Below are 23,746 nucleotides of genomic sequence, written 5' to 3' on the forward strand. Positions count from 1 at the left end.
CTATGGCTTTTCTTGTTGTTGACTATCAGGTTTATTTTGCTCAAACCACCATAAAATATACTCGACTTTTGTCATCAGGTTACTGGGTTTGCGGTAGATACTGTGTGATGCATCAGGGATCCTAACCATAGCTGTTTTGACACCCTCAATTTTTAGTGCTTGATAATACTGTTCCGTTTCAGAGATGGGCGTTCTATAGTCCGACTCGCCGGCTAATAACATAGTCGGTGTGGTAACATTGCCAACATAACTAATGGGTGAATATTTCATATATCCTTGTGGATCTTCCCACGGTTTTTTAGAAAACCAATATTGATAAAAATACGGATAAAAATCAGCGGTTAACACAAAGCTGTACCAGTTAATTACCGGTTTAGCCACAACTGCAGCGGCAAATCTGTTGGTGTGCCCTATTGTCCAGGCAGTCAACACTCCCCCTCCAGAGCCTCCAGTCACGAACAGTTGCTTATCATCGATGAAACCTTTAGCCAGCAGCGCATCAACCCCTGACATCAGATCATCATAATCTTGACTTGGATAGTTTTTATCAATGCTATTGGCGAAAGCTTTACCATAACTAGAGCTGCCCCTTGGATTGGTATACAGCACAACATTACCGGCAGCAGCGAACAGTTGAATCTCCATAGAAAAATGCGGGCCATAAGCCGTCACTGGCCCACCATGTATTTCTAATATCAGAGGGTATTTTTTATTTTTAACAAACCCAGGTGGGTATGCTATCCAACCTTGAATATCGTGACCATCGGCAGAGGATTTAAACCAAATTTCCTCGATATTAGCGAGAGATTTGTGAGCTAACGCATCTTCATTTAAATTGGTTAACTGATCTACCTTGTTGTTGGATATGACTGCCACGTCTGCAGGGCGAAGAGGATTGGAAAAAGTAATTGCCACATTCCCGGCGTCACTAGCTGAAAACTCAGCGCTGGTGTATGGACGTCCGTAAGACTGCCCGCCAAGCTTATCACTCAGTATAGTGCGCTTTTCGGCATTATTGAGTGATTGTAATGCCAACAATGTTTTACCTTGGTCATCATACTGAATATAAATATTCTTGCCTTTTTTATCCCAGGCAATGGCATTAATACTGCGATCTAAACCTTTGCTGACTTGTCTTGACTTGCTTCCGTCAGTGTTCATTACATATAGTTGTGCATTTTCATAATTACTGCGTTTATCATCAAAACCTAAATAGGCTATATGTTTGCCATCAGGCGATACACTGGGGTTGCTATCAGGTCCGTCTCGTTGGGTGAGTTGGACAATCTTTGAAGATGGGATGGAAACCTTAAAAATATCTGAGTTTAACGGTGCAAAATCACGGTTTTCACTTCGGTTAGCGGAAAAGTAGATAGCCTTGCTGTCGGCTCCCCATGCTAATGGACCGCCGTTATCATATTCATCGTTAGTGATTTGGCGGGGCGTTCCCCCTTGAGCAGAAAGTATAAAAATTTGCGTCTTGCCTTTGGTAGCATAACCACCGCCATCGAAGCGATAATACACATCATCGATATACACCGCCGGATCTGCCCAGTTTGCGCCCTTTGGCTTTCCTGTCAAGCTAACCGGCGTTTTTGCTTGGCCTTCCACGAACATCGAAAATGCCAAATACCTACCATTAGGTGACCAGGATAATCCTGAAGGTGCAGCGCTCAGGTTGGTTAGCTTAGCGACTTGACCAGTTTGCAGCCACTTCATATAGATTTGTGCTTTACCCGTGCGGGTGGAAATGAAGGCCAGGGTTTTACCGTCGGGTGAAAGTACTGGGTTATAATCAGCATGATCACCGGTGGTCACCGGCAATAAATTTTTTGATTGGGTATCTACCGACCAAATATTGCCTAACTTTCGATCGCTTTGTATATCCATGAATTGCCGTACAAAATAGACTTTTTTACCGTCCTGGCTAATAGCCAAATCAGCCGCATACTCGATATCGAATATATTTTGTGATTTCAGTACGTCTGTGGCTTCAGTTGCTTGCCCATTAGAGGTCATTACTAGCAGCGAAACGGATAGTAAAGTGTTACGTAAATTCATTATGTATCCATTTGGTCACAATCCCGAATGGCTAGCTTAGCGCATTTGGCGATGATTTATTATGGTTTGAGGCGAAGAAATCGAAAATATAAGCAAACAGTTGTAACTATTAATAACATCTACAAAGCTAGTTGTCCAAAATCACCAATTGCCCCTCTAACACGGCGGCCTGAATCCCATCAGCATCGCGGATCAACCAACTTGGTGACAAGCCTTTGCGCCGATATTGAGCCGGGCAAGACTCCCCTATCGCTCTAACAATGGGCCGACGGGTTAAATTATTTATTAACGATAAATCACCAGTGAATCGGCAATAGCCTTGTCTTAGCAAAAAGTCGTAACGGTTGTTAGTTAACTCTAAAGGATGTGTTACTGGATAGGCCAAGCCCGCCTCGAACAGCATTCCTTTGGCATCAAAGGTATTGTAGCCACCTAAATGGTGCAGGTCGCCTACTTCATCGACCGAGGCTACTCCGAGATTATCACGCTTGATACTAACATCTATTTGATACTGCTTAGAATGAGTCTGAATATTCAAATTCCTGATTAGTACATCTGTCATACCCTCCGCCTTGTTTTTGGCCAGTGCATGATATTGTGCTTCTGCCTGAACAGCAAACCTCCCCTGGGCGATCCGATAAAACGCCTGAAGCAAAGCCACATAATTTAATTCTCTAGCGCACTGGCGGTTCATATCATCAGCGACAAAACCCGATTCAATTAATATACAAGCACTGCCTTGTTGAGCTGCAAAGTCACCGAAAGCGCGGACCGAGAAACCGTCTTCATAGCGAGCAAAGTTGGCGTTGCCGAGGGTGTTTAGATCTTCAATCAGGCTACCGATAAGTTGCATCGCTAAGCGTCTGCTGTCCGTAATAGACTCCCCTTTATCTCCTGATGGCGCCAACCAAGCCAAACTGACTCCATGACGTGTGTTGCCCTGAGCATAATAGCGACTTTGATCATGTAAATTAAACGCGAATTGCGGTTTTATCTGACAGATTAGTTGATTGAGTAATTGCCCCTCAGGTGACTGCAAAGCATCAGCATCACGATTGATATCAATACCTTGAGCGTTTTCCCGAGTACTCTCATCCGCGCCATCGGGATTCAGCATAGGTACAAAATGCAGGGTGACTTTTTGTGCTAGCGCCCGACAGGATTCGGGATCACAACCACTGCTGAAATAATTGATAACATCCAGTAGCGCAGCGGTCGCTGTAGGCTCGTCGCCATGCATCTGCGACCAGCATAATATATGTAAAGGGCCGGAACCCATAGTCCACTTGTATATCTCTTTTCGGTTATGTGAAAAGCCGATGATATCTAATTGCATTGAGGAATTAAAATTACCAGCTAGTTGTTGCAAGCTACTCTCAATATCAGCGTGCACAATTTGCGGTTTATCTAACCCTGCTACCTTGCTAGTTTGATAAGATTGGAGGATCTGCTCACTGTTAATCAGCACAGGTGTTCAGCATCTTATTTGTCTCCAGTACTTTGCCCATACAAAGATTACTCCGGGGAAGAGTTAATTTAGCTGCATCCGCCTTTTTGTGCCTGACGTGCGTCATACGCGGCTAACTGTTCTGGGGTAGCCTTGGCTTGATACTTTTCTTTCCATTGGCTATAGGGCATACCGTAGATTCTCGCACGAGCCTCTTCGAAATCTATTTCTACACCTTTATCATCAGCCGCGGCTTTGTACCACTTACCCAAACAATTACGACAAAAATCAGCAAGGATCATCAAATCAATGTTCTGCACATCTTTATTATCATCCAGATGTTTTAATAGTCGTCTAAACGTAGCTGCTTCTATTTCAGTTTGAGTATTTGAGTCCATAATTTATTACCTTAATCATTCTATTCATCAATTATATAGCATAAAAAAAAGGAGCCTAGGCTCCTTTCTTTGTATTTCTAGAAAACTTACTCGTCAGCAGGCGCTTCAGTAGCAGGTTTTTCTAACAACTCTTTGATACTTAAACGAACACGGTTTTGACGGTCAATTTCCATTACCTTAACGTCAACCATTTGACCTTCAGTTAAGTAATCAGATGTTTTATTCACACGCTCATGAGCGATTTGTGAAATATGCACCAAACCTTCTTTACCAGGCAAGATTTCAACGAAAGCACCAAAATCAACAATACGAGTCACTTTACCGTGATAAGTTTTGCCAGCTTCAACTTCTGCTGTTACTTGCTCAATCTTAGCAATAGCGATTTCAGCTTTAGCTAATTCAGTAGCAAAAATCTTAATCGTACCATCGTCTTCGATTTCGATGTTGGTATCAGATTCTTCAGTTATTGAGCGGATCATTGCACCACCTTTACCGATTACATCACGGATTTTGTCCTGATCAATCTTAAGAGTGTAGATACGTGGAGCAAATTCAGACATCTCATCACGGTGACCGCCAAGAGCCTGATCCATAACACCAAGAATATGCAAACGAGCTTCTTTAGCTTGCTTAAGCGCCTTCTGCATGATTTCTTGCGTGATACCTTCAATTTTGATATCCATTTGAAGTGCGGTAATACCTTCGGTTGTTCCCGCTACTTTAAAGTCCATATCACCTAGATGATCTTCATCACCCAAGATATCTGAAAGTACTACGAAGTTGTCATCACTCTTCACCAAGCCCATTGCTATACCAGCAACAGAAGCCTTGATTGGAACACCTGCATCCATAAGCGCCAAAGAGGTACCACAGACAGATGCCATTGAAGACGAACCATTAGATTCAGTGATTTCAGACACGACACGAACCACATACGGGAATTCAGCTTCAGATGGCATAACAGCTTGAATACCACGTTTAGCTAAACGACCATGACCAATTTCACGACGCTTAGGAGAACCAACAAAACCAGTTTCGCCTACACAGTATGGAGGGAAGTTGTAATGCAACATAAAGCGGCTATCAGTTTTACCATTAAGACCGTCTATCATTTGTGCATCACGCTCTGTACCCAATGTAGCGGCAACTAAAGCTTGAGTTTCACCACGGGTGAACAAAGCAGAACCATGGGTACGCGGTAACACACCTGTATTTACGTGAAGTGCACGGATCATGTCCGGGTCACGACCATCAATACGCGGCTCGCCAGCTAAGATGCGTGAACGTACAACGTCACTTTCTAAGTCATGCAGTAACTCGGACACTTCTTTAGCATCTTGCTCTGGATCAGCAGCTAAGATTTCAGCAGTGGCTTTTTCAGTCACAGCAACAACAGCGTCTTTACGCTCCATCTTATCAGAAATCTGATAAGCCTGAGTCATACCCGCTTCAGCAAGCTCTTTAATTTTTGTTTTCAGTGCAGTATTTTCTGCAACTGGCTGCCAATCCCATTTCTCAGTACCAACTTCACTGGCAAACTCTGAGATAGCATTAACAACAGTTTGGCTTTGCTCGTGACCGAACATAACCGCACCTAACATCACTTCTTCAGACAATACGCTGGCTTCAGATTCAACCATCAATACTGCACTTTGGGTACCGGCAACAACTAAATCCAATTCACTTGTTTCAAGTTCAGAGTTTAGTGTATTAAGAATGTATCCACCGTCTTTATAGCCCACACGAGCTGCGCCAACAGGACCATTAAATGGCATGCCAGAAATGGCTAATGCTGCTGAGGTACCAATTAAAGAAATGATATCCGTTGGGATTTCAGGATTAGCCGAGACCACAGTAATAATTATTTGAACTTCATTCATGAAGCCATCTGGAAACAATGGACGGATTGGGCGGTCGATTAAACGCGCCGTTAACGTCTCACTTTCAGAAGGACGACCTTCACGCTTGAAAAAGCCACCAGGAATTTTACCTGCAGCGTAAGCTTTTTCTTGGTAATTTACTGTTAGAGGGAAGAAGTCTTGATCATTCTTAACTTCCTTTTTACCAACTACAGAAACTAATACCGATGTATCGTCCATACTTGCCATTACAGCTGCAGTTGCTTGACGAGCAATAACGCCCGTTTCGAGAGTTACAGTATGCTGACCATACTGAAATGTTTTAGTAATAGGAGTCACTATTTATCCTTTCTTTGATTTCTAATCGCTTTTAATTGCGGCGCATAGTATAGCGGTAAGTAAGCAGAATCGACAGGAAATTTTCGCCTATTTATCGGTTATTTACAGTAAACTAGCGCATATCTGATACTCAAGTTAAAGGTGCTGCCAAGAATAGGCCTTGTTCTGATAAAAGATTTTTAAATAATTAGCTTAAACGCCATAGTGGTTTCAATCGATTAGACCTTCAACATCCCTTTTAACTACATATTTTTGTTGATAAAAAGTTTACTGCTATAATTAGGGATTATTTTGACACTACGAGTACCTAGAATGTTAAAAATCTCCAGTTTACTAGTAACCAGCGTCAGTCTGCTATTAATCCCCATGACGGCTTCTGCAAACAACGTTGGCGGGGTCTTTGGTCCGGTGATAAATCCGACCGATAAGTCTTTGATGTTTCGCTATGCCACCTCACCAGGGGAAAATGGCGGAGAAGATGCTATAGCCACCCGCTTGCATTATCAACAAGCACTGAATACAGACTTCAGGCTTAGGTTGCTAGCCCAAGGGCGGGACATTAGTAATGATTTTCAATATGATAGCGCCGCTGTAGAGTTGTTATGGCAGTTTCAACATCGTCAGCAAGGGGATTGGGATAGTGCACTGCGCTTTGATTTTCGCACTCGCAGAGGTGATCGTGCCGAAAGTGTTGGTGTTAATTGGACTAACCAATGGAAGCTCGCCGATAGCTGGTCAGCCAGAGCAGTAGGTTCCCTTGCATGGCAATTTGGTAGCGACAAAGCGGCCACAGGCACAAGTTTCAGCACAAGAGCGCAGATCAGTTATAAAACCGAATCAAAGCTTACGCTAGGTATGGATATGTTTAACAGTTTTGGAAAAATCGGTGACTTTGGTAGTTTCAACGATCAAAACCATGCAATTGGACCCACTATTTCAGGTAAAGCCGCCAATATGAAATATATGTTTGGTTATTTAAAAGGAGTCTCCGACGGAGCCCGTGATGATGTGTTTCGTTTCTGGTTAGGCACTTCGTTTTAATCTTATTCCTGATTGACCGGAAACAAGCTGACTACAGCGTTTCCGGTCGTCTTATATAAATAAATTCATTCCTGTTGCAACCAACGTCATAGTAATTTAATCAAAAAACCAATGCCTCGGCACGCCCCCCCTGCTCTGAGCCTGCATCTAAACCTTGTTCATTTCGTATAATCATCTGAACCTCACCAAATCTTTTTTTGAGCATGCCATAGCCTAACTTTTCGAGACCTGAAATCGTATCCATGGAAATACCACCATAATATTCAATTTGATTTTTAGGCCACAACTGGTGGTGGGTACGAGGTGCATTTGCAGCATCCTGTGCATTCATACCAAATTCCAACGCATTGAGAATAGATTGGTAAACTGAGCTGATGATTGTGGTGCCGCCCGGTGAGCCTGTTACCAATTTAATCTGTTCATTGTGCAGCACTATCGTAGGTGACATGGAGGACAACATCCGCTTGCCTGCTTGTATTTCATTGGCTGAACCACCAATTGCACCATACACGTTGGCGCTACCTGGTTTGACGCTGAAATCATCCATTTCATCATTTAGGATAAAACCAGCGCCCTCTACAATTACCCCGCTGCCAAAGGTATAATTAATTGTAGTGGTGTTGGACACTGCATTGCCCCATTGGTCGACAATTGAAAAATGGGTGGTGTCGCGACTTTCCTGTAAACCGCGTTGGATATTGGCAGTTACCGATATTTCACTCAATGACACCTCTTTGCTACGTTGCACTAAATAGTCATGGTCAAGAAGTTGTTGTTGCGGTACTTCAACAAAATCGGGATCACCTAAATACTCTGCTCGGTCTGCAAACACACGTTTTCCAATCTCAGCCAGTAGATGAATATACGCGCCTGAATTGTGGCTCATCTGTGGGGTTTTACGCAGGTCAAACATGGTGAGCCATTGTAGTACTGCAATACCACCCGAACTTGGCGGAGGGGCGGTTAAAATCTGATATTCCCGCCAGGATTTTTGAATCGGTGCACGCCATTTAGAGCGGTAATCAGCCAGATCCTGTAAATCAATGATACCGCCTTTGTCAGCCATAAATTTAGTGATTATGTTGGCAGTTTCACCACTATAAAAACCCTCTCTACCATGCTCCGAAATACGCCTTAAAGTAGCAGCCAACTCCGGTTGCTTAAACACACTGCCAGTTTTTAGCTTGCCAAAATAGTCAGCAAAATTGACCTTTACTTGGTCTTGCTCGAAACTGTTAAGTCTCCATTCAATATTATCAACCAAATTTTGATGCACAACGAAGCCCTGCTCGGCTAATTTTATTGCCGGCGCTAATAAGGTTTCCCAAGGTTTGGTAGCATATTTTTTGTGAGCTTGCCACATGCCATCAACCGTTCCAGGGACACCTGCAGATAGGATCCCGTACAACGATAAATTCTCTATTACATTGCCCTTTTTATCTAAGTACATATCGCGATGCGCTTTGCTAGGCGCGACTTCCCTATAATCCAGAAAGTCAGCCAGCTTATCTTTATAGACCAACATAAAACCACCACCACCAATATTGCCCGCCTCAGGCAAGGTAACCGCCAGAACAAACTGTGCGGCTATTGCAGCATCAATGGCATTGCCCCCGTCAAGCATTACTTGCTTGGCTACCTCAGCACTATATTTGTCAGGCATGGCAACGGCAGCCTGAGAATTAGCTGGTGTTGCAATTGTCGAGGACGCAATAAAATAACTGAACAAAAAAAGACTATAAATTGATCTCATATTATTCCTGATAGCTTAATTGGATAAAGTTGTTATTCGACATTACTACACTTGTGCAAATTAGCCATAGCAACAATTACCCCTCAAAGAAAATAATTATGGGTGACTTAATAAATCTTATATACCTGTCGAATTCTATACCGCCTTCTCGACAAACAATTAACGAATTAACGAAAATTAACGAGACACCCATGTTAAACGCATAAAATAATCGTGGATGTCTTGATAAATAATGCTGATAAATATTTTTCAAAAAGGATAGTTTTCCAGTGTTTTCCAAATAATTGGAGAAGACCGCTTGTTGGTTAGCTTTTGGAAATCGTATAAGTCGAGAGTGCTTTTAGTTATCTAGCAATGTTCGGAACGTACAGTGTAATTTTTGTGCCCATATTGATATTGGATTCAGCAGTGATTTTTCCTTCCATATTTTGTGTCACGAGATTATAGACAATATTCATCCCTAAGCCGGTTCCACCATTATTTCGCTTAGTCGTGAAAAACGGATCGAATAAATGCTTCAAAGTATCTACCGTCATACCTACGCCGTTATCGACAATTTCTATGATCGTCCACATCTCATTTTGTGTGAGAGATAACAATATATTTTTGTTTTCGATTCCTTCGAAAGCATGCAAAACCGCATTATTAATAATATTATTAATCACTTGAGCCAGAAATCCCGGGTCAATAAATGTATTAGTTTTTTCCCCCTGAATGCGCCAGCTAATTTTATTCTTTTTAAGCATTACGGCCATGGTCAGCATAACTTCATTTAGATACTGATGAACATCGACATTACGCCTTTGACTTAAAGTTTGATCCGTAGAAACTTGTTTAAAGCTTGCAATTAAATCCACGCAACGTTGCAGATTTCTTGTCGCCAATTCTTGCGCTTGATCCAGTTCTTTTAAAAAACTGACCAGTTCACTCTTTTTAATGCTATCGCGAAGGATATTCTCTGACAATTCTTTGGATTTAGACTGAATAAAGGATGCGCTGGTGATTGCGATACCCAATGGCGTATTTAATTCATGTGCCACGCCAGCAATGAGCTGACCTAATGCTGCAAACTTCTCTTGTTCAACTAACTGAGTTTGCAATTGTTGGAGTTGTTGATAAGAATTTTCCAGTTCACTTTTATCCTTTTGAATTTTAATGCTATTACTGATTATTTCTTGGTTAGCTTCCTCTAGCTCCTTAGTTCTTTCTTTAACTGAAATTTCGAGATGCTGCTGATGATTTTTGATCGCAATTTCATTCTTTGTCAAAATACTGAGTGTCGAATCCAGATCTCTACTGAGGCTTCCCAGTTCGTCATTTCGTGTTATGCGAAAAGAAACATCCCTTTTACCCTGACCGACTTTATGTGCTACATGGGCTAAAAAACGAATGGATGATGTTAGCCTTCGGGCCGTAAAGATCGCAAAGATGATACCTATAAAAATGGCAATAAGGGTATAACCAAGTCCATGCCAAGTAGCAACTTCTAAATTATCAACAATCTCTTTGCGACCAATCCCCACTCTGGCCCAACCAATTTGAGAATCATTTACAAAGACGGGGGCCGCAACATCTATAAGTATTGGATTCTCAGCTAATATTTGAATACCTGATTGCGCATTAAGCAATGTCAGACTGACGTCATCGGTTAAATATTTTCCGACTTTGTCTCGCTGAGTATAGCCTAGTACCTTATTATTCATATCGAGGAAAAGAGCATATTTCAATTTTGGAAAATCACTTTGAGAGGTGATGAGTTCTTCCATCCCCATATAATCATTGGAGAGTATCCAGTAGCTGCCATTGGCAGCGAACACTTTTGCTAATGCTATCGCTTCTTGTTTATTTTGCTCGGTTAAAAACAGTTTTTGCCGATTGACCAGATCAAAAATAAAGATAGTCATTAAAATGGCATGCACAAGAGTGATTCCCAGGATCAATTGTCTAGTTATTGATTTGCTAAAAAACTGATTTATCCAAGATAAAATTTTTATTGGGTTCTCACTTCTTTATTAAATATTTTAATAAAGTCACGAATTGACTGATAAGTATCATTATCCGCGCCCTCGAACCTAGACAATTCCATTCGCGCTAAAACATTTTTTCCTTCTTCAGTTTTGTGCAAGTTTATTAATAAGAACCTAACTTTTTGTACTAATTCTTCCGGTACACTAGGCAATACTACCAGAGCATTATTTAGCAATGGCTCTGTTTGCCATTTAATGAATAATTGGTCTGCGAGTTCCGGACGTTCTTTGATTAGCGCTTTCCAGGGAGGAGGCCAGGTTGCCGCGGCACTAGTTTGTCCTAAAAAAACACTCATTATTGATGATTCCTGTGAACCAACGTAACGGTTGTCCAATTCAGTCAAAACATTAACACCATTTTTTTGCAAGAAATATTGTGGCAACATAGTGGCCGCCAAGGCACTAGGGGCAGGATAACTAATCGACTTTCCTTTAAGATCAGTAATATTTTTAATATCACTGTCTCGTCTAACTAAAATAATACCTTTAAAGTTTTCATCATCACCCATTTTGGCAAAAACATTATATCCCCGGTCAATTGCATTGATAGTTTGGTAAGGATTTGGCAATGAGAAATCGAATTTATGCGTATATAATTTTTCGTTGTAAGATTCATAATTGCGCGAAGCCTCAAGCTTAAAATTGACTCCGTCGATATTTTTTGACAAATATTCCATTAAAGGTGAAAACACTTCAAACAGCAGTTGTGGATTGTGTAATGGATGTACTCCGAATACATATTGTGTATCTGCACTGACTGAGATATCCGAAAAGGTTGGCTTATAGATGGGTGTTGATTCAGGTTCACACCCTAGCAAAAGACTTGCTATTAGCAATAGCCCAGTATTTAGCAAGCATTTTTGAAAGTTCTTTAATGGTTGATTTAAAAAAATAAAAATCAAAATTTATTAAGCCTGTAAATGACGAAAAATACAAAAATGGTTGGATAAAATATAACAGATTATCCGCACTTCATATATTGTAGACTAAATAACTTACCTGTTTTCTATTAATAGACCATTAGCGGTTTGCCAGCAAACAATGGTGTCAGCATTAATTACTGCCAATTATATAAATCACAAAGACTCCAAACAAAACTCAATCCTATGAATTACAGCCTTATTTTTCCAGCCTCATCTAAGAGATGAGGTACAGCCATGCGCTACTCAAGCTTGGTGAATTACCATGACACCTATGTTAAAGAATTACTAACAATTACCAAGACATATATGTCTTGATAGTGCTTTCGAATCCTGTGCTGCCTTCTCGAAATAACAATGCAATGGTTAAATATTTAGTGACTAGAAAATAATACTGTATATAATAACAGTGTATGTTGAAGTTTATTCCTATTAAAGCCCATGCGGGCATCATCGGTTTTGAGTCTCCTGCAGCTGAATATACCCAGCTTGGACTTGATTTAGACCAACTCCTTATTGATCATCCATCCGCAACCTACATTGGTATTGCTGATGGTGAATCAATGAAAGGTGATGGTATTTTTTCAGGTGACTTACTGATCGTCGATCGTGCTCAGTCTATAAAAGATCAAGATGTAGTGGTCGCTAATCTCAATGGTGTGTTTGTCTGCAAAAAAATAGATAAGATACAAAGGTGTTTAGTGTCATCTAGTATTGGCTTCGCACCGTATTTTTTACGTGAAGGTGATGAGTTTCAAATCGAAGGCGTCGTTACACGCTCTGTAAGATTGCACCGTCCGTTTAAAAAGAGACTTTGATGTACGCGTTATGTGACGTGAACAGCATGTATGCCAGCTGTGAAAAAGTGTTTGACCCATCTATACGGAAAAAGCCTGTAGTTGTATTAACCAATAACGATGGTTGTATATGTGCTGCATGCGGTATTGCAAAAAGTCTGGGAATTGGCAAAAAGTTTGTGCCCTATTTTCAAATGAAAAAAGAGCTTAAAGCGGCTGGGGCGATAGTACGCTCTAGCAATTACGAGCTTTATGCCGATTTAAGTAAGCGACTCATGGACACCTGCGCTCGCTTTGCTCCTGAAATTAATGTTTATTCAATTGATGAGTGTTTTCTGTATTACGGCAAAAACAAATCTGCCCCACCCCAAGGATGGCAGGAACTTGCATCAAGTATAAGAAAAACGGTGTGGCGTGAGGTCAGATTACCCATAGGTATTGGCATGGGAGAAACCCCCACGCTGGCCAAGGCAGCAAATCATGCTTCAAAAAGAATCGATGGTTTTAGCGGTATAGCGGTTATTGATGATGATGCTAAGCGAAAGCTGATCCTTTCCCAAATGGCGGTAACTGATATTTGGGGAATTGGCCAGAGACTGGGCAGACGACTCAAGGTAATGGGAATCGATACTGCGCTGGATCTAGCCAATCAGGATCCAACAAAGATCAGAAAAGACTTTTCTATTTTAGTGGAAAGTACAGTTCGGGAGCTAAACGGCGAAGTTCGTCATAGCTGGGATGATGCCAGAGCTGCAAAAAAGGAAATATATAGCACCCGAAGCTTCGGGCAGCGTATTACAGAGCTTGAGCAACTGAAATTTGCCATCGCATCACACGCTGAAGTCGTAGCCGCAAAACTAAGAAAACAAAAAAGCTTAGCCAGTGCAATGACTATCTTTGCATCTAGCTCGCCCCATGATAATGACGGTTATTTTAGCGAGTCGTTTTTTCATCGATTCATGGTACCAACCAATGACACGTGCAATATCATCAGTGCAGCGCAAGCCGCAATTCCAAAACTTTTTCAACAGGGTGTACGCTATTATCGCTGTGGAGTGGGATTACTAGATTTGCATCGAGAACAACTTTTCCAGTACGACTTATTCAACCCATCGAAGGATAACCCCAAATTGATGACATGCATGGATAGTATCAACGCCAGATTCGGTCGATCAACAGTCCATGTTGCGGCAAAAGGGATTGAGCAAAAGTTTGCTATGCGCCGTGCATTCTTGTCACCCCAATACACCACAAAATGGGCAGATATTCCTAAAATCATTTGTTGAATGTATATATCACTTTCAATCCCCTAGCCTAAAGTAATTATATTCACACTTTGCTTACTTAGCTGTGCTGAACATTTAATCACACCGCTGTGCGCCCTGATAAGACTATGGTGAAAAAACTCTAGAACCCAGTATCAATTTTATATATTTCCGGTTAAGGTTTATAACTTGTTGAATTTAATAGTCTAATAAACAATGAAGGCAGACCTTTCTGAGAAGTATTGTACCGATTATCTAGTTATCGGAGCTGGCGCTAGCGGCTTAGCTTTTGTGGATACTTTGGTAAGTGAATCCGATGCCACCGTTATTATTATTGATAATCGACACAAGCCTGGCGGACATTGGGTAGACAGTTACTCATTCGTAACACTCCATCAGCCATCCTCGTTTTATGGCGTTAATTCGAAGGAGCTCAGTAATGGTCGAATCGATGATGCAGGCTTGAATCAGGGGCTAAATGAATTAGCCACAGGTGCGGAAGTTCAAGCTTATTATGACAATGTGATGCGTGACACCTTACTGCCTAGTGGCAGGGTAAAGTATTTTCCTTTGTGTGAATATTTAGGTAATGGGCGGGTGAAACACCTGATAACGGGGCACGAATTTAGTGTGCAATACAAACAAAAATTAGTCGATAGCACCTATTATAAAACCAGCATCTCCGCTACTCACACTCCTCAATTTGAAATTGATTCGTCATTGACAATGATACCGCCAAATACATTACCTAGTACCCTTAGCAAAGCTAACCACGGATTTAAGCACTTCACCTTGTTAGGAGGTGGAAAAACAGCCATAGATACCTGTTTATGGTTACTGCAAAATCAAGTAGCCCCTGAAAACATCAGTTGGTACATGCCAAGAGATGCATGGTTTCTTGACCGTAAAAATACTCAGCCAACGGCAGATTTCTTCACTGATTCTATTGGCGCACAGGCAGCACAACTAGAGTCACTTGCTGAATCTACATCAATTGAAGATTTGTTTTTAAGGTTAGAGAAGTCTGGAGTGTTATTGCGCCTTGACGGCAATATTATGCCGAGAATGTTTCACGGAGCGACCATCTCTAAAGCTGAATTAGCCCAAATAAAACGGGTCAAACATATTATCCGCAGAGGTCGTATAACCAAGCTCACTCCGAGCGAAGTAATCTGTACCCAAGGTACCGAGACACCTATCGCGAACAGCCTCTATATTGATTGCACCGCAAGTGCGATCACTAATTTAGCCATCGAGCCAGTGTTTCAGGGAGACAACATAAAACTGCAAACGGTTAGAGCTTACCAGCCGACGTTTAGCGCGGCGTTTATCGCCCATCTAGAGATAACCTATCCTGACAATGAGAAAAAGAATCAACTGAGTAAAGTTGTGCCGCTACCAAACACTGTGGAAGATTGGATTGAGATGACTTATCGCAATATGATGAATCAGTTTTTCTGGTCTAAAGAACCTGGACTCAAAGAATGGATGCTTAAGCAGCGTTTGGATGGCTTTGCAAAATTGGTAAGCGAAGTAAGGTTTTATCAATTGGATAAATTAAAAGTACTGAACAGGATGCGCAAGGCAGCCAAACCAGCAATAGCAAAACTAAAGGTTTACCGAGAATTAATTGCATCTTCAACAAACTAATAGGATGGTTTGACAACTGCATCGGCAATGAATAAACGATTTATCAGGCTTGAATTGGCTTGATATAGAATCTCGAGAATGGCAACTGTTAATTCGGCGCTCCTTTAGTAAGGCGCAAAATGCAGGCTATGATTTTGCGGGTATCTAGGGGTTTAGCCAAATGGGCACTCATCCCTAGATCACTATATTTTTGCTTATCTTCAGCTAGCACATTAGCGGTGAGGGCAACAATAGGTACATGGTTAAACGCAGACTCCTGTCGTATGGCTTTAAATGCAGCGATACCGTCCATCACTGGCATTTGAATATCCATTAAAATCAAATCAACTTGCGGATTTTTATGCAGTTGATTTATACAGTCTTGTCCATCTTCACTAAGAATCACTTTAGCCCCGTTATGGGCCAACATTTCATAAATAATCTCTCTATTTATCTCATTATCTTCAGCGACAAGGATGCTCAAGCCCTGCAGCTCTAGCTGGGGTTCATTAAACTCAACCAGCTGTTTTCTTCGCTCAAGTAAATTATATAAATCAATAGGGTAACAAGGTTTGGTGATAACTTTTTCTATGGATAACTTGCTGCTTTCTTGCTTTACACTTTCGAGTTCATAAGCAGTAATGACGATTATCCTAGGTGTAAAGGATAAATTAGCCTGCTTTACTCTAGTTAAAAATTCATAGCCATTGCACTCTGGTAACAACCAATCCAGTAACACAAAATCAAAATTGGAGGGTGCGACTAATAAACACCCTAGCGCGGCCTCTGCGCTCTGAAAACAGCTAACTTGAGCGCCCATATTGCGCAGCTCATCAGCCACTGAGCGCAAAGTTTCAGCATTATCATCTAGTAATAGAATGTTGGGTGTGTAACTCAGAGTAAGGTTCTGTGTATCACCCTCGATGATGGCGTCGTTTAATTGCAGGTCGAGCTCAGCAGTAAAAGAACTACCTTTACCTAACTCGCTAGTGACACTAATTTCACCACCCATCAATTGACATAACTGCTGACTGATGGTTAAACCGAGTCCGGTGCCACCGTAGCGGCGGGTAGTTGACGTGTCGGCTTGGGTGAAGTTATCAAATAAAAATTGAATATATTCAGACGCAATCCCAATACCGCTATCAATCACTTTGAATTTGAATCGATAAACAGTAGGCACAACACCATGCGACGATTTTCGCTGGGCTTCAACCTTGAGCAACACTTCCCCATGCTCAGTAAATTTTATCGCGTTGGAGCATAAATTTAGTAATATTTGACTAAGCCTAACTTTATCACCGATAATATCTGCAGGTATGTCTTTGCCCAAGCTAAGCTCAAATTTTATCCCTTTATCTTGAGCATCTTTGCTCAACATTGCACGTAAATTGTCAATGATACTTAATAGTGAAAAGGGTCTCTGTTCAAGGGTTAGCGAACCTGAATTGACCTTAGCGTAATCCAAAATATCATTAATAATAGTCGCTAAGTGATTAGCAGATAATTCAATTTTCCTAAGATAATCAGCTTGTTTGGGGTTTAAATCAGTTTTGAGACAAAGCTGGGTCATGCCAATAATGCCGTTAATAGGAGTACGAATTTCATGGCTCATATTTGCCATGAATTGCTGCTTGGCTACAGCACTTGACTCAGCACCTTTTATCGCAACGCCCAATTGTTGGTTATTGATGGTAAGTCGCCTAATCATACTATTCAATTCTTTAGTCTGTTCATTCACCTGCTTCTTCAATTGACTTTTTTGCAAAAGCAGCAGACGTGCAATAAAACCAATTCCTAAGGACAATAGTATGCCTAAAGTCAACAAAACCTTATACACAGTACCGACTTGGTATTGTTGCTGATTATTAGGGTAAAAATAAAGTGTCCACACTTGCTCATTTACGTTTATGTCAAATGTGTATGCAGCAGGTAGGTTATTGGGTAATGCATTTATAATTTGTTAATTTGCATCCAAAACTGATCCACTTTACCCCCTAATTTGCATCTAAAACTGATCCACATATTTAATACCTCCTGCCGCCTCTAAGCAGGAGAATGTGGAGTGATAGATGTGTCATTATTAAGTGTTATGCGTCGATGGTATTTTCGTGACGGTTTGTCCCAACGAGAAATTACTAAACGCACTGGATTGTCTCGCAATACAGTACGTCGTTATCTCAAAAAGGACATTGCTGAGCCTGTTTACACTAAGCGGCAGACCTTGGGCAAAGTCGACGAGTTCGAAGAACTGCTTATTAGCTGGCTTAAACGTGAAGCCAGGCGGCGCAGGAAAGAGCGCAAAACCGTTAAAAACCTTTATGAGGACTTATTGCCGCTTGGCTATTCAGGCTCATATGACAGGGTTGCTGCGTTTGCACGCAAGTGGCGTGAAGAGCAGCGACTAGCTGCATCTAATCAGGTTTACGTGCCATTAGAGTTTGCCGCAGGTGAAGCCTTTCAATTCGATTGGGGTGAAAACTATGCCTTCATCGATGGCCGTAAAACCAAGCTGCAAGTCGCTCATTTCAAACTCAGTCACAGCCGAGCCTTTATCCTGCGAGCCTATCTTACCCAAAGCCATGAAATGCTGTTTGATGCCCATAATCATGCGTTTAGGGTGTTCAATGGCGTGCCCGAGCGTGGTATTTACGACAACATGAAAACAGCGGTTGATAAGGTGCAAAAGGGGAAAGAGCGCATTGTTAATCGCCGCTTCCTGACCATGGTTAGTCATTATCTGTTTGAAGCTGACTTCTGCAATCCGGCTGCGGGGTGGGAAAAAGGCCAAGTAGAAAAGAATGTACGTGATGCTCGCTCGGTTATCTGGCAACGCCTGCCTCGTGTTAGTTCACTCACTGAGCTTAATGATTGGCTGGAGAATGCGTGTATAAAAGACTGGCAAACACGTAAGCACCCGCAGTTTAGAGATAGCACCATTGAGGATGTGTGGTATCAGGAGTAGCGGCAGCTGATGAAGGTGAATGCTCCATTTGATGGCTTCATTGAGCACACGAAAAAGGTATCTTCCACCTGCCTAGTCAACTTCGACCGCAATAAATACTCTGTGCCCGCTAGCTTCGCTAACCGGCGTATCAGCCTGCAAGTTTATCCAGGCCGACTTGCCTTCATTGCACAGGGCCAGAAAATAGCGGAGCACAACCGCGTGTTCATGAGCAGTCATGATATACCGGGTAAAGTCGTGTATGACTGGCAGCACTACTTGCTCGTCGCGCAGCGTAAACCGGGCGCACTTCGCAATGGCGCACCGTTCAACACCATGCCCGATAGCTTTAAACACCTGCAATCCATTCTATTGCAACGTGAGCGTGGAGATAAGGAGATGGTTGAGGTGTTATCGCTGATATTACATCACGATGAAGCCGATGTCGTGAAGGCGGTTGAAATGGCCTTAGATGTGGGATGTCCTTCCAAACAACATGTTATGAATTGCCTGAGTCGGCTACTTGCCCCTTCAGCCCCTGCGCCAGTCCCCATTATTAACGGCCTGCAATTAGTCACCGAGCCGACCAGCGACACATCACGCTACGACACATTAAGAGGAAAACGTCATGCACACTGAAGCCTTATTACACACCCTTAAGATACTTAAACTACACGGCATGGCAAGCAGTGTTGCAGAGTTAACCTCGCAAGATTCACCCGCCTATAAACAAGCCTTACCGATACTCGACACCCTCGTAAAAGCAGAGGTGGCCGATAGAGAAGTGCGCAGCATCGCCTATCAAATGAAGACGGCCAGATTCCCTGTTTACCGAATAATTTATGGCTTCGACTTCAGCGAAAGTGAAGTCGATGAATACCTCATCAGAGGTTTACATCGTTGCGAGTTCATTGAAGATTGTCAAAATGCGGTGTTCGTTGGTGGCCCTGGCACAGGAAAAACCCATTTGGCGACAGCACTTGGTGTGCAAGCCATTCAACACCATCAATACCGCGTACGCTTCTTATCCACCATTGAACTGGTCAATACGCTTGAGCTAGAGAAACAAGCGGGCCACGTTGGCCGCATGGCAAATCTTTTAGCTAATTGTGATCTAGTCGTGTTGGATGAATTAGGCTACGTGCCCTTTAGTCAGGCAGGCGGCACCTTACTGTTTCACTTATTAAGTAAACTCTACGAAACAACCAGCGTACTTATCACCACCAATCTGAACTTCACTGAATGGTCAAACGTGTTTGGTGATGCAAAACTGACAACGGCCTTGCTAGACAGATTAACCCATCATTGCCACATCATCGAAACGGGTAATGACAGCTACAGATTTAAAGAATCTACGAAAAAATCAAAGGATAAAAAGCGCTAGAATCTAAAACATGATTATGGTCATATAAGACTACTTGGGTGGATCAGTTTTAGATGCAAATCGTGGATCAGTTTTAAGTGCAAATTAACAGTCAATAACAGAGCGGAATGCACGATCAAAAGCGAATACAACGAGCGATTCTCCGTTTGTTAGTTCTTTAGTTATTTGCCTTTAGCTTGGGCGATTTTTGCTTCGTGCGGACTTTCCTTTTTCGATTACCACCTTGTCACAACAAGTCTTTAGCTCATTTATCTATCTGTATGCTGCTTATTTGTAGATGTTCTTACATAGCCAATCCGCATGATGAATACCTTTCCCTGACGGCCAAAAAAGCAAGTGATTTCTGCGTTAAGTGTAGACAAATCGAACGATTTTTTACGTGTGTGAAATTCAACATGCTCTCTGGAGTGCACGTAATCAACACCTAACAACATACCTTTAGGTGAGGTGGACAGCAAGCGTTACAGCCTCACTTACCATCCATACCGCAAATTTCATGGCGCCCCCCGACTTTTCTACGCTTGGAAGTAGGTCGAACCGTAATATGCCCACTCCATTTCCAGCCCCGAAATAGTACACGGATCCATTTAAAAGCGAGTGATATGAATATAGTTTCGTGCAGCTTTCCTTTGGATTATTGTTGTTTGTAATAAGCTTTGCCCAAAACGGATATCTGATAGGCAACGCTGCTGCCTATTAAACAAAGGTATATCTTAATAATTTGGTGCATGAATATCGCCAATGTATCCGACCTATTTTACCTCTGTGCTATATGACTGATTCGATTCCTGCACATTATTCTATTTCTTCTGTCGAGTTATAGCGGTCCCGATTTGTACCCAATGCTGCGATTTAATCTCAACATCGAAACGACTGATAGCCAACAAGAATTTATTAATTGTGGGATCAAGCATTCAATTAATAACAAATTGCGAGCAATGATGGTGACATCATTGCTTAGAGGCTCTACTTGCTGAATTTTTTTATACCAATTTAATAAACGCCAGGTTAGCGAACATAATTTAAATTAGAATGAGATAACACAATAAAATTTGGATATTTTTTCTCAAATAATGAATAACTAAATAAATATCTAGAAATAGATAAAATTTACAATGCAAATAAAGATAAAAATATGGGTATAGTTTTACAACAGTTTTACAACAGTTTTACAACTCACAAAAAAAGGGCTGTAACGTAAAACGCTACAGCCCTTTATTTATATGGTGCGGAAAGCGGGACTTGAACCCGCACGAGCTACGCTCACCACCCCCTCAAGATGGCGTGTCTACCAATTCCACCACTTCCGCGTGATTTGTTAAATCTGATTAGTTAGGGATATCGCTTTTTGGCTGTTGCTTATCGGCTGCCGGAATATCAGATACCGGCTGTTCGATTCCTGGCACGCCTAACAATTCAAGTTCATCGATGTCTTTTTCTTTATCCGCTGTTTGGTTACCCAAAATCAGACTGATCACAAAAAACAAAGTGGCAAGCACTGCAGTAGTTCGAGTCATAAAGTTGCCCGACCCAGTGGAACCGAAGACTGTATTTGAGCCTCCACCGCCAAAAGAAGCGCCCATATCAGCACCCTTACCTTGCTGGATCAACACCATACCAATCAACATAAGTGCAACAACTAGGTAAACTACTATCAAAATTTCGTAAAAATACGTCATGTTATTTCTCTAACCCTTTGCTGCTAAGCAAATATTTAAAAATTCTTGCGGATCCAAACTGGCTCCACCTATCAACCCACCATCAACGTCAGGTTGTGAAAATAATTCTTTTGCATTAACCGCTTTCACGCTACCGCCGTATAGTATACGGAGTTTGCTAGCGACTTCGCTATCTAAATTAGCTAAATATCCACGGATAAATGCGTGAACTTCTTGTGCTTGTTCTGGACTGGCTGTTTTTCCAGTACCTATAGCCCAAACGGGTTCGTAAGCTACTACTATGTGGGCAAACTCAGCAATTCCAACTAGGTTTAACACCGCATCGAGTTGCGCCGCGATAAAATCAAAAAACTCACCGCTATCTCGAATATCTTCTGCCTCACCAACACATAAAACAGGGGTTAAGCCTTGTTCAAGTGCTACTTTAACTTTAGAAGCGACTAACTCATTGCTTTCTGCGTTATCACTACGGCGTTCAGAATGTCCAACTAGCACATAACTGCACCCAACCGATTTAAGCATCTGTGCAGATACTTCACCAGTATGCGCGCCAGAGTTATACTGACTAAGGTTTTGACCACCTAAGGCAGAAACGCTTACATCAAACCCTTGTAGATAAGGAAAAGGTGGACAGACTAACACATCAATATTTTGCAGTGACGCTTGTTGAAACGTTTGCTGGAGTTCTGCGGCCAGTTCAAGACTGCCGTTCATCTTCCAATTCCCTGCTACCAGAGGACGACGATTATTCTGCACTTTGTTCTTCCTTAACTGGGTGAAAAAGCGGGCGTGATATTAACTAACCCGCAACTAATATACAAGTAGGCTTGACGTAAATTATCGCAATCAATAGCCTACTTGGTTAATTTACGCACGACATCGGCAATATATTCTGCCCATTTAGTTGAATCTTCATTATTTTCAGCTTCAACCATGACCCTAATCAAGGGTTCGGTTCCGCTTTTACGTAACAACACTCGACCTGTTTTTCCGAGCTGTTTTTCAGCCTCAACCACAGCGGCTTTTACTTCAGGATGCTCTATAGGATCTGCACCTTCAGTAAAGCGCACATTAATTAATGTTTGAGGATACATGTCCATACCCTGACACAGCTCAAACAAAGACATATCCGCCCGCAACATTGCGGTAAGAACTTGCAAACCAGCCACTATGCCATCACCGGTAGACGTTACATTTAGATTCAGTACGTGGCCCGAATTTTCGCCACCGATAGCCCAACCACGCTCTAGCAGCATTTCCATTACATAGCGATCACCCACTTTACTGCGTAAAAAGGCCACACCGAGTTTATTCAAGGCAATTTCAAGACCAAGATTACTCATTAGTGTACCTACCACACCACCATTCAGGCGACCTGATTTGAGTGAATCGCGAGCAATGATATAAATCAGTTGATCACCATCGACAATATTGCCTTTGTGATCAACCATCATGATGCGATCACCATCACCATCAAGGGCAAAACCTAAATCGGCTTGATGCTCTAAAACAGCCTCACGGACGGCTTTCATCGCCGTAGCACCCACTTGATGGTTGATATTCAAACCGTCTGGCTTAGTACCAATTTCAATGACTTCGGCACCCAGTTCAGACAAAACATTAGGTGCGATGTGGTAGGTCGCACCATGAGCACAATCCACTACAATTTTCAGACTTTTTAGCGATAGCTCTGATGGGAAGGTACCTTTACAAAACTCAATATAGCGACCGGCAGCGTCTTCAATTCGGTAGGCTTTACCAAGTTTATCGGATGCGACACAGACCATAGGTTTTTCCATCTCAGCTTCTATAGCCAATTCGATGTCATCATCTAGTTTATAACCATCAGCAGAGAAAAATTTGATTCCGTTGTCGTAGAATGGATTGTGTGATGCGCTGATCACGATTCCGGCTTCAGAACGGAAGGTTTTGGTTAAATACGCAATGGCAGGTGTTGGCATAGGGCCTAGTAAACCAATATTGATACCGGCAGCCGACAACCCAGCTTCCAAGCAAGATTCAAGCATATAGCCTGATATACGAGTATCTTTGCCAATCATCACTTTATTGGTACCTTGACCAGCAAGTACCTTGCCTGCAGCCCAACCGAGTTTAGTGACGAATTCGGGATTAATCACGCTTTCACCCACTTTTCCACGGATGCCGTCAGTACCAAAATATTTTCTTGAGCTCACTTTTTTAT

Annotated in this window: 16 protein-coding genes, 1 tRNA gene and 1 pseudogene; 6 read left to right on the forward strand and 12 right to left on the reverse strand. The window is 42.0% G+C overall.

Features of this window, described 5'->3' with window-relative positions:
• The 4 genes from QR722_RS10480 to pnp form a co-directional block, all read right to left on the reverse strand.
• On the reverse strand, positions 1-2,061 hold the full coding sequence (locus QR722_RS10480) for a S9 family peptidase (RefSeq protein WP_286282789.1): 2,061 nt from the start codon (positions 2,059-2,061) through the stop codon (positions 1-3).
• A gap of 127 nt (positions 2,062-2,188) precedes the next feature.
• The gene (locus QR722_RS10485) at positions 2,189-3,529 is read right to left on the reverse strand and encodes a M14 family zinc carboxypeptidase (protein WP_286282790.1); all 1,341 of its coding nucleotides are present in this window, start codon (positions 3,527-3,529) and stop codon (positions 2,189-2,191) included.
• 68 nt (positions 3,530-3,597) lie between these two features.
• Complete coding sequence (locus QR722_RS10490) at positions 3,598-3,906, reverse strand: DUF1244 domain-containing protein (protein WP_286282791.1); 309 nt, start codon at positions 3,904-3,906, stop codon at positions 3,598-3,600.
• 86 nt (positions 3,907-3,992) lie between these two features.
• Positions 3,993-6,104 (reverse strand): polyribonucleotide nucleotidyltransferase, encoded by a 2,112-nt coding sequence (gene pnp / locus QR722_RS10495; RefSeq protein ID WP_286282792.1) that lies wholly within the window; start codon positions 6,102-6,104, stop codon positions 3,993-3,995.
• 291 nt (positions 6,105-6,395) lie between these two features.
• On the opposite strand from pnp, the gene QR722_RS10500 reads away from it, so the two are divergent.
• Positions 6,396-7,145, forward strand: a complete 750-nt coding sequence (locus QR722_RS10500) for a hypothetical protein (RefSeq protein WP_286282793.1) — start codon at positions 6,396-6,398, stop codon at positions 7,143-7,145.
• Positions 7,146-7,245: 100 nt separating this feature from the next.
• Here QR722_RS10500 and ggt read toward each other — a convergent pair whose 3' ends face one another.
• From ggt to QR722_RS10515, 3 genes are all read right to left on the reverse strand, one after another.
• The gene (gene ggt / locus QR722_RS10505; protein ID WP_286282794.1) at positions 7,246-8,898 is read right to left on the reverse strand and encodes a gamma-glutamyltransferase; all 1,653 of its coding nucleotides are present in this window, start codon (positions 8,896-8,898) and stop codon (positions 7,246-7,248) included.
• A 344-nt stretch (positions 8,899-9,242) separates the two neighbouring features.
• Positions 9,243-10,817 carry an ATP-binding protein gene (locus QR722_RS10510; RefSeq protein WP_286282795.1) on the reverse strand — a complete coding sequence of 525 codons (1,575 nt, stop codon included), beginning with the start codon at positions 10,815-10,817 and terminating at the stop codon, positions 9,243-9,245.
• A 71-nt stretch (positions 10,818-10,888) separates the two neighbouring features.
• Complete coding sequence (locus tag QR722_RS10515) at positions 10,889-11,827, reverse strand: phosphate/phosphite/phosphonate ABC transporter substrate-binding protein (RefSeq protein WP_286282796.1); 939 nt, start codon at positions 11,825-11,827, stop codon at positions 10,889-10,891.
• Positions 11,828-12,258: 431 nt separating this feature from the next.
• Between QR722_RS10515 and QR722_RS10520 the strand changes: the two genes are divergently transcribed.
• The 3 genes from QR722_RS10520 to QR722_RS10530 all read left to right on the forward strand — a co-directional run bounded on the left by QR722_RS10520 (position 12,259) and on the right by QR722_RS10530 (position 15,557).
• Positions 12,259-12,663, forward strand: coding sequence for a S24 family peptidase (locus QR722_RS10520; protein ID WP_286282797.1), 405 nt, complete (start codon positions 12,259-12,261; stop codon positions 12,661-12,663).
• Positions 12,663-13,928, forward strand: a complete 1,266-nt coding sequence (locus QR722_RS10525) for a Y-family DNA polymerase (protein ID WP_286282798.1) — start codon at positions 12,663-12,665, stop codon at positions 13,926-13,928. The genes QR722_RS10520 and QR722_RS10525 overlap by 1 nt, the downstream gene beginning before the upstream one ends.
• Positions 13,929-14,123: 195 nt before the next feature.
• Positions 14,124-15,557 (forward strand): NAD(P)-binding protein, encoded by a 1,434-nt coding sequence (locus tag QR722_RS10530; RefSeq protein ID WP_286282799.1) that lies wholly within the window; start codon positions 14,124-14,126, stop codon positions 15,555-15,557.
• Between the two features lie 88 nt (positions 15,558-15,645).
• Here the strand turns inward: QR722_RS10530 and QR722_RS10535 are convergent, their stop codons facing one another.
• Positions 15,646-17,343, reverse strand: a complete 1,698-nt coding sequence (locus QR722_RS10535; RefSeq protein ID WP_286282800.1) for a response regulator — start codon at positions 17,341-17,343, stop codon at positions 15,646-15,648.
• A gap of 267 nt (positions 17,344-17,610) precedes the next feature.
• On the opposite strand from QR722_RS10535, the pseudogene istA reads away from it, so the two are divergent.
• Positions 17,611-19,119, forward strand: a pseudogene (gene istA, locus QR722_RS10540) (IS21 family transposase).
• Positions 19,109-19,864: an IS21-like element helper ATPase IstB gene (gene istB, locus QR722_RS10545; protein ID WP_286282801.1), complete on the forward strand. Its 756-nt coding sequence runs from the start codon at positions 19,109-19,111 to the stop codon at positions 19,862-19,864. Before istA ends, istB begins: the two are co-directional and overlap by 11 nt.
• Positions 19,865-21,088: 1,224 nt before the next feature.
• Here istB and QR722_RS10550 read toward each other — a convergent pair.
• The 4 genes from QR722_RS10550 to glmM form a co-directional block, all read right to left on the reverse strand.
• Positions 21,089-21,174, reverse strand: a tRNA-Leu gene (locus QR722_RS10550).
• A gap of 18 nt (positions 21,175-21,192) precedes the next feature.
• Entirely contained in the window at positions 21,193-21,543 is a 351-nt protein-coding gene (gene secG, locus QR722_RS10555; RefSeq protein WP_286282802.1) for a preprotein translocase subunit SecG, read from the reverse strand.
• Positions 21,544-21,552: 9 nt separating this feature from the next.
• Positions 21,553-22,299: a triose-phosphate isomerase gene (gene tpiA / locus QR722_RS10560; RefSeq protein ID WP_286282803.1), complete on the reverse strand. Its 747-nt coding sequence runs from the start codon at positions 22,297-22,299 to the stop codon at positions 21,553-21,555.
• A gap of 98 nt (positions 22,300-22,397) precedes the next feature.
• Complete coding sequence (gene glmM / locus QR722_RS10565; protein WP_286282804.1) at positions 22,398-23,738, reverse strand: phosphoglucosamine mutase; 1,341 nt, start codon at positions 23,736-23,738, stop codon at positions 22,398-22,400.
• Positions 23,739-23,746: the final 8 nt, after the last annotated feature.

It is taken from the genome of Aliiglaciecola sp. LCG003 (genome assembly GCF_030316135.1).
Lineage (GTDB): Bacteria > Pseudomonadota > Gammaproteobacteria > Enterobacterales > Alteromonadaceae > Aliiglaciecola.

Coding starts and splice junctions, on each gene's coding strand:
- QR722_RS10480 (WP_286282789.1), bottom strand. CDS start 2,061: ATGAATTTACGTAACACTTTACTATCCGTTTCGCTGCTAGTAATGACC.
- QR722_RS10490 (WP_286282791.1), bottom strand. CDS start 3,906: ATGGACTCAAATACTCAAACTGAAATAGAAGCAGCTACGTTTAGACGA.
- ggt (WP_286282794.1), bottom strand. CDS start 8,898: ATGAGATCAATTTATAGTCTTTTTTTGTTCAGTTATTTTATTGCGTCC.
- QR722_RS10520 (WP_286282797.1), top strand. CDS start 12,259: ATGTTGAAGTTTATTCCTATTAAAGCCCATGCGGGCATCATCGGTTTT.
- QR722_RS10525 (WP_286282798.1), top strand. CDS start 12,663: ATGTACGCGTTATGTGACGTGAACAGCATGTATGCCAGCTGTGAAAAA.
- QR722_RS10530 (WP_286282799.1), top strand. CDS start 14,124: ATGAAGGCAGACCTTTCTGAGAAGTATTGTACCGATTATCTAGTTATC.
- istB (WP_286282801.1), top strand. CDS start 19,109: ATGCACACTGAAGCCTTATTACACACCCTTAAGATACTTAAACTACAC.
- secG (WP_286282802.1), bottom strand. CDS start 21,543: ATGACGTATTTTTACGAAATTTTGATAGTAGTTTACCTAGTTGTTGCA.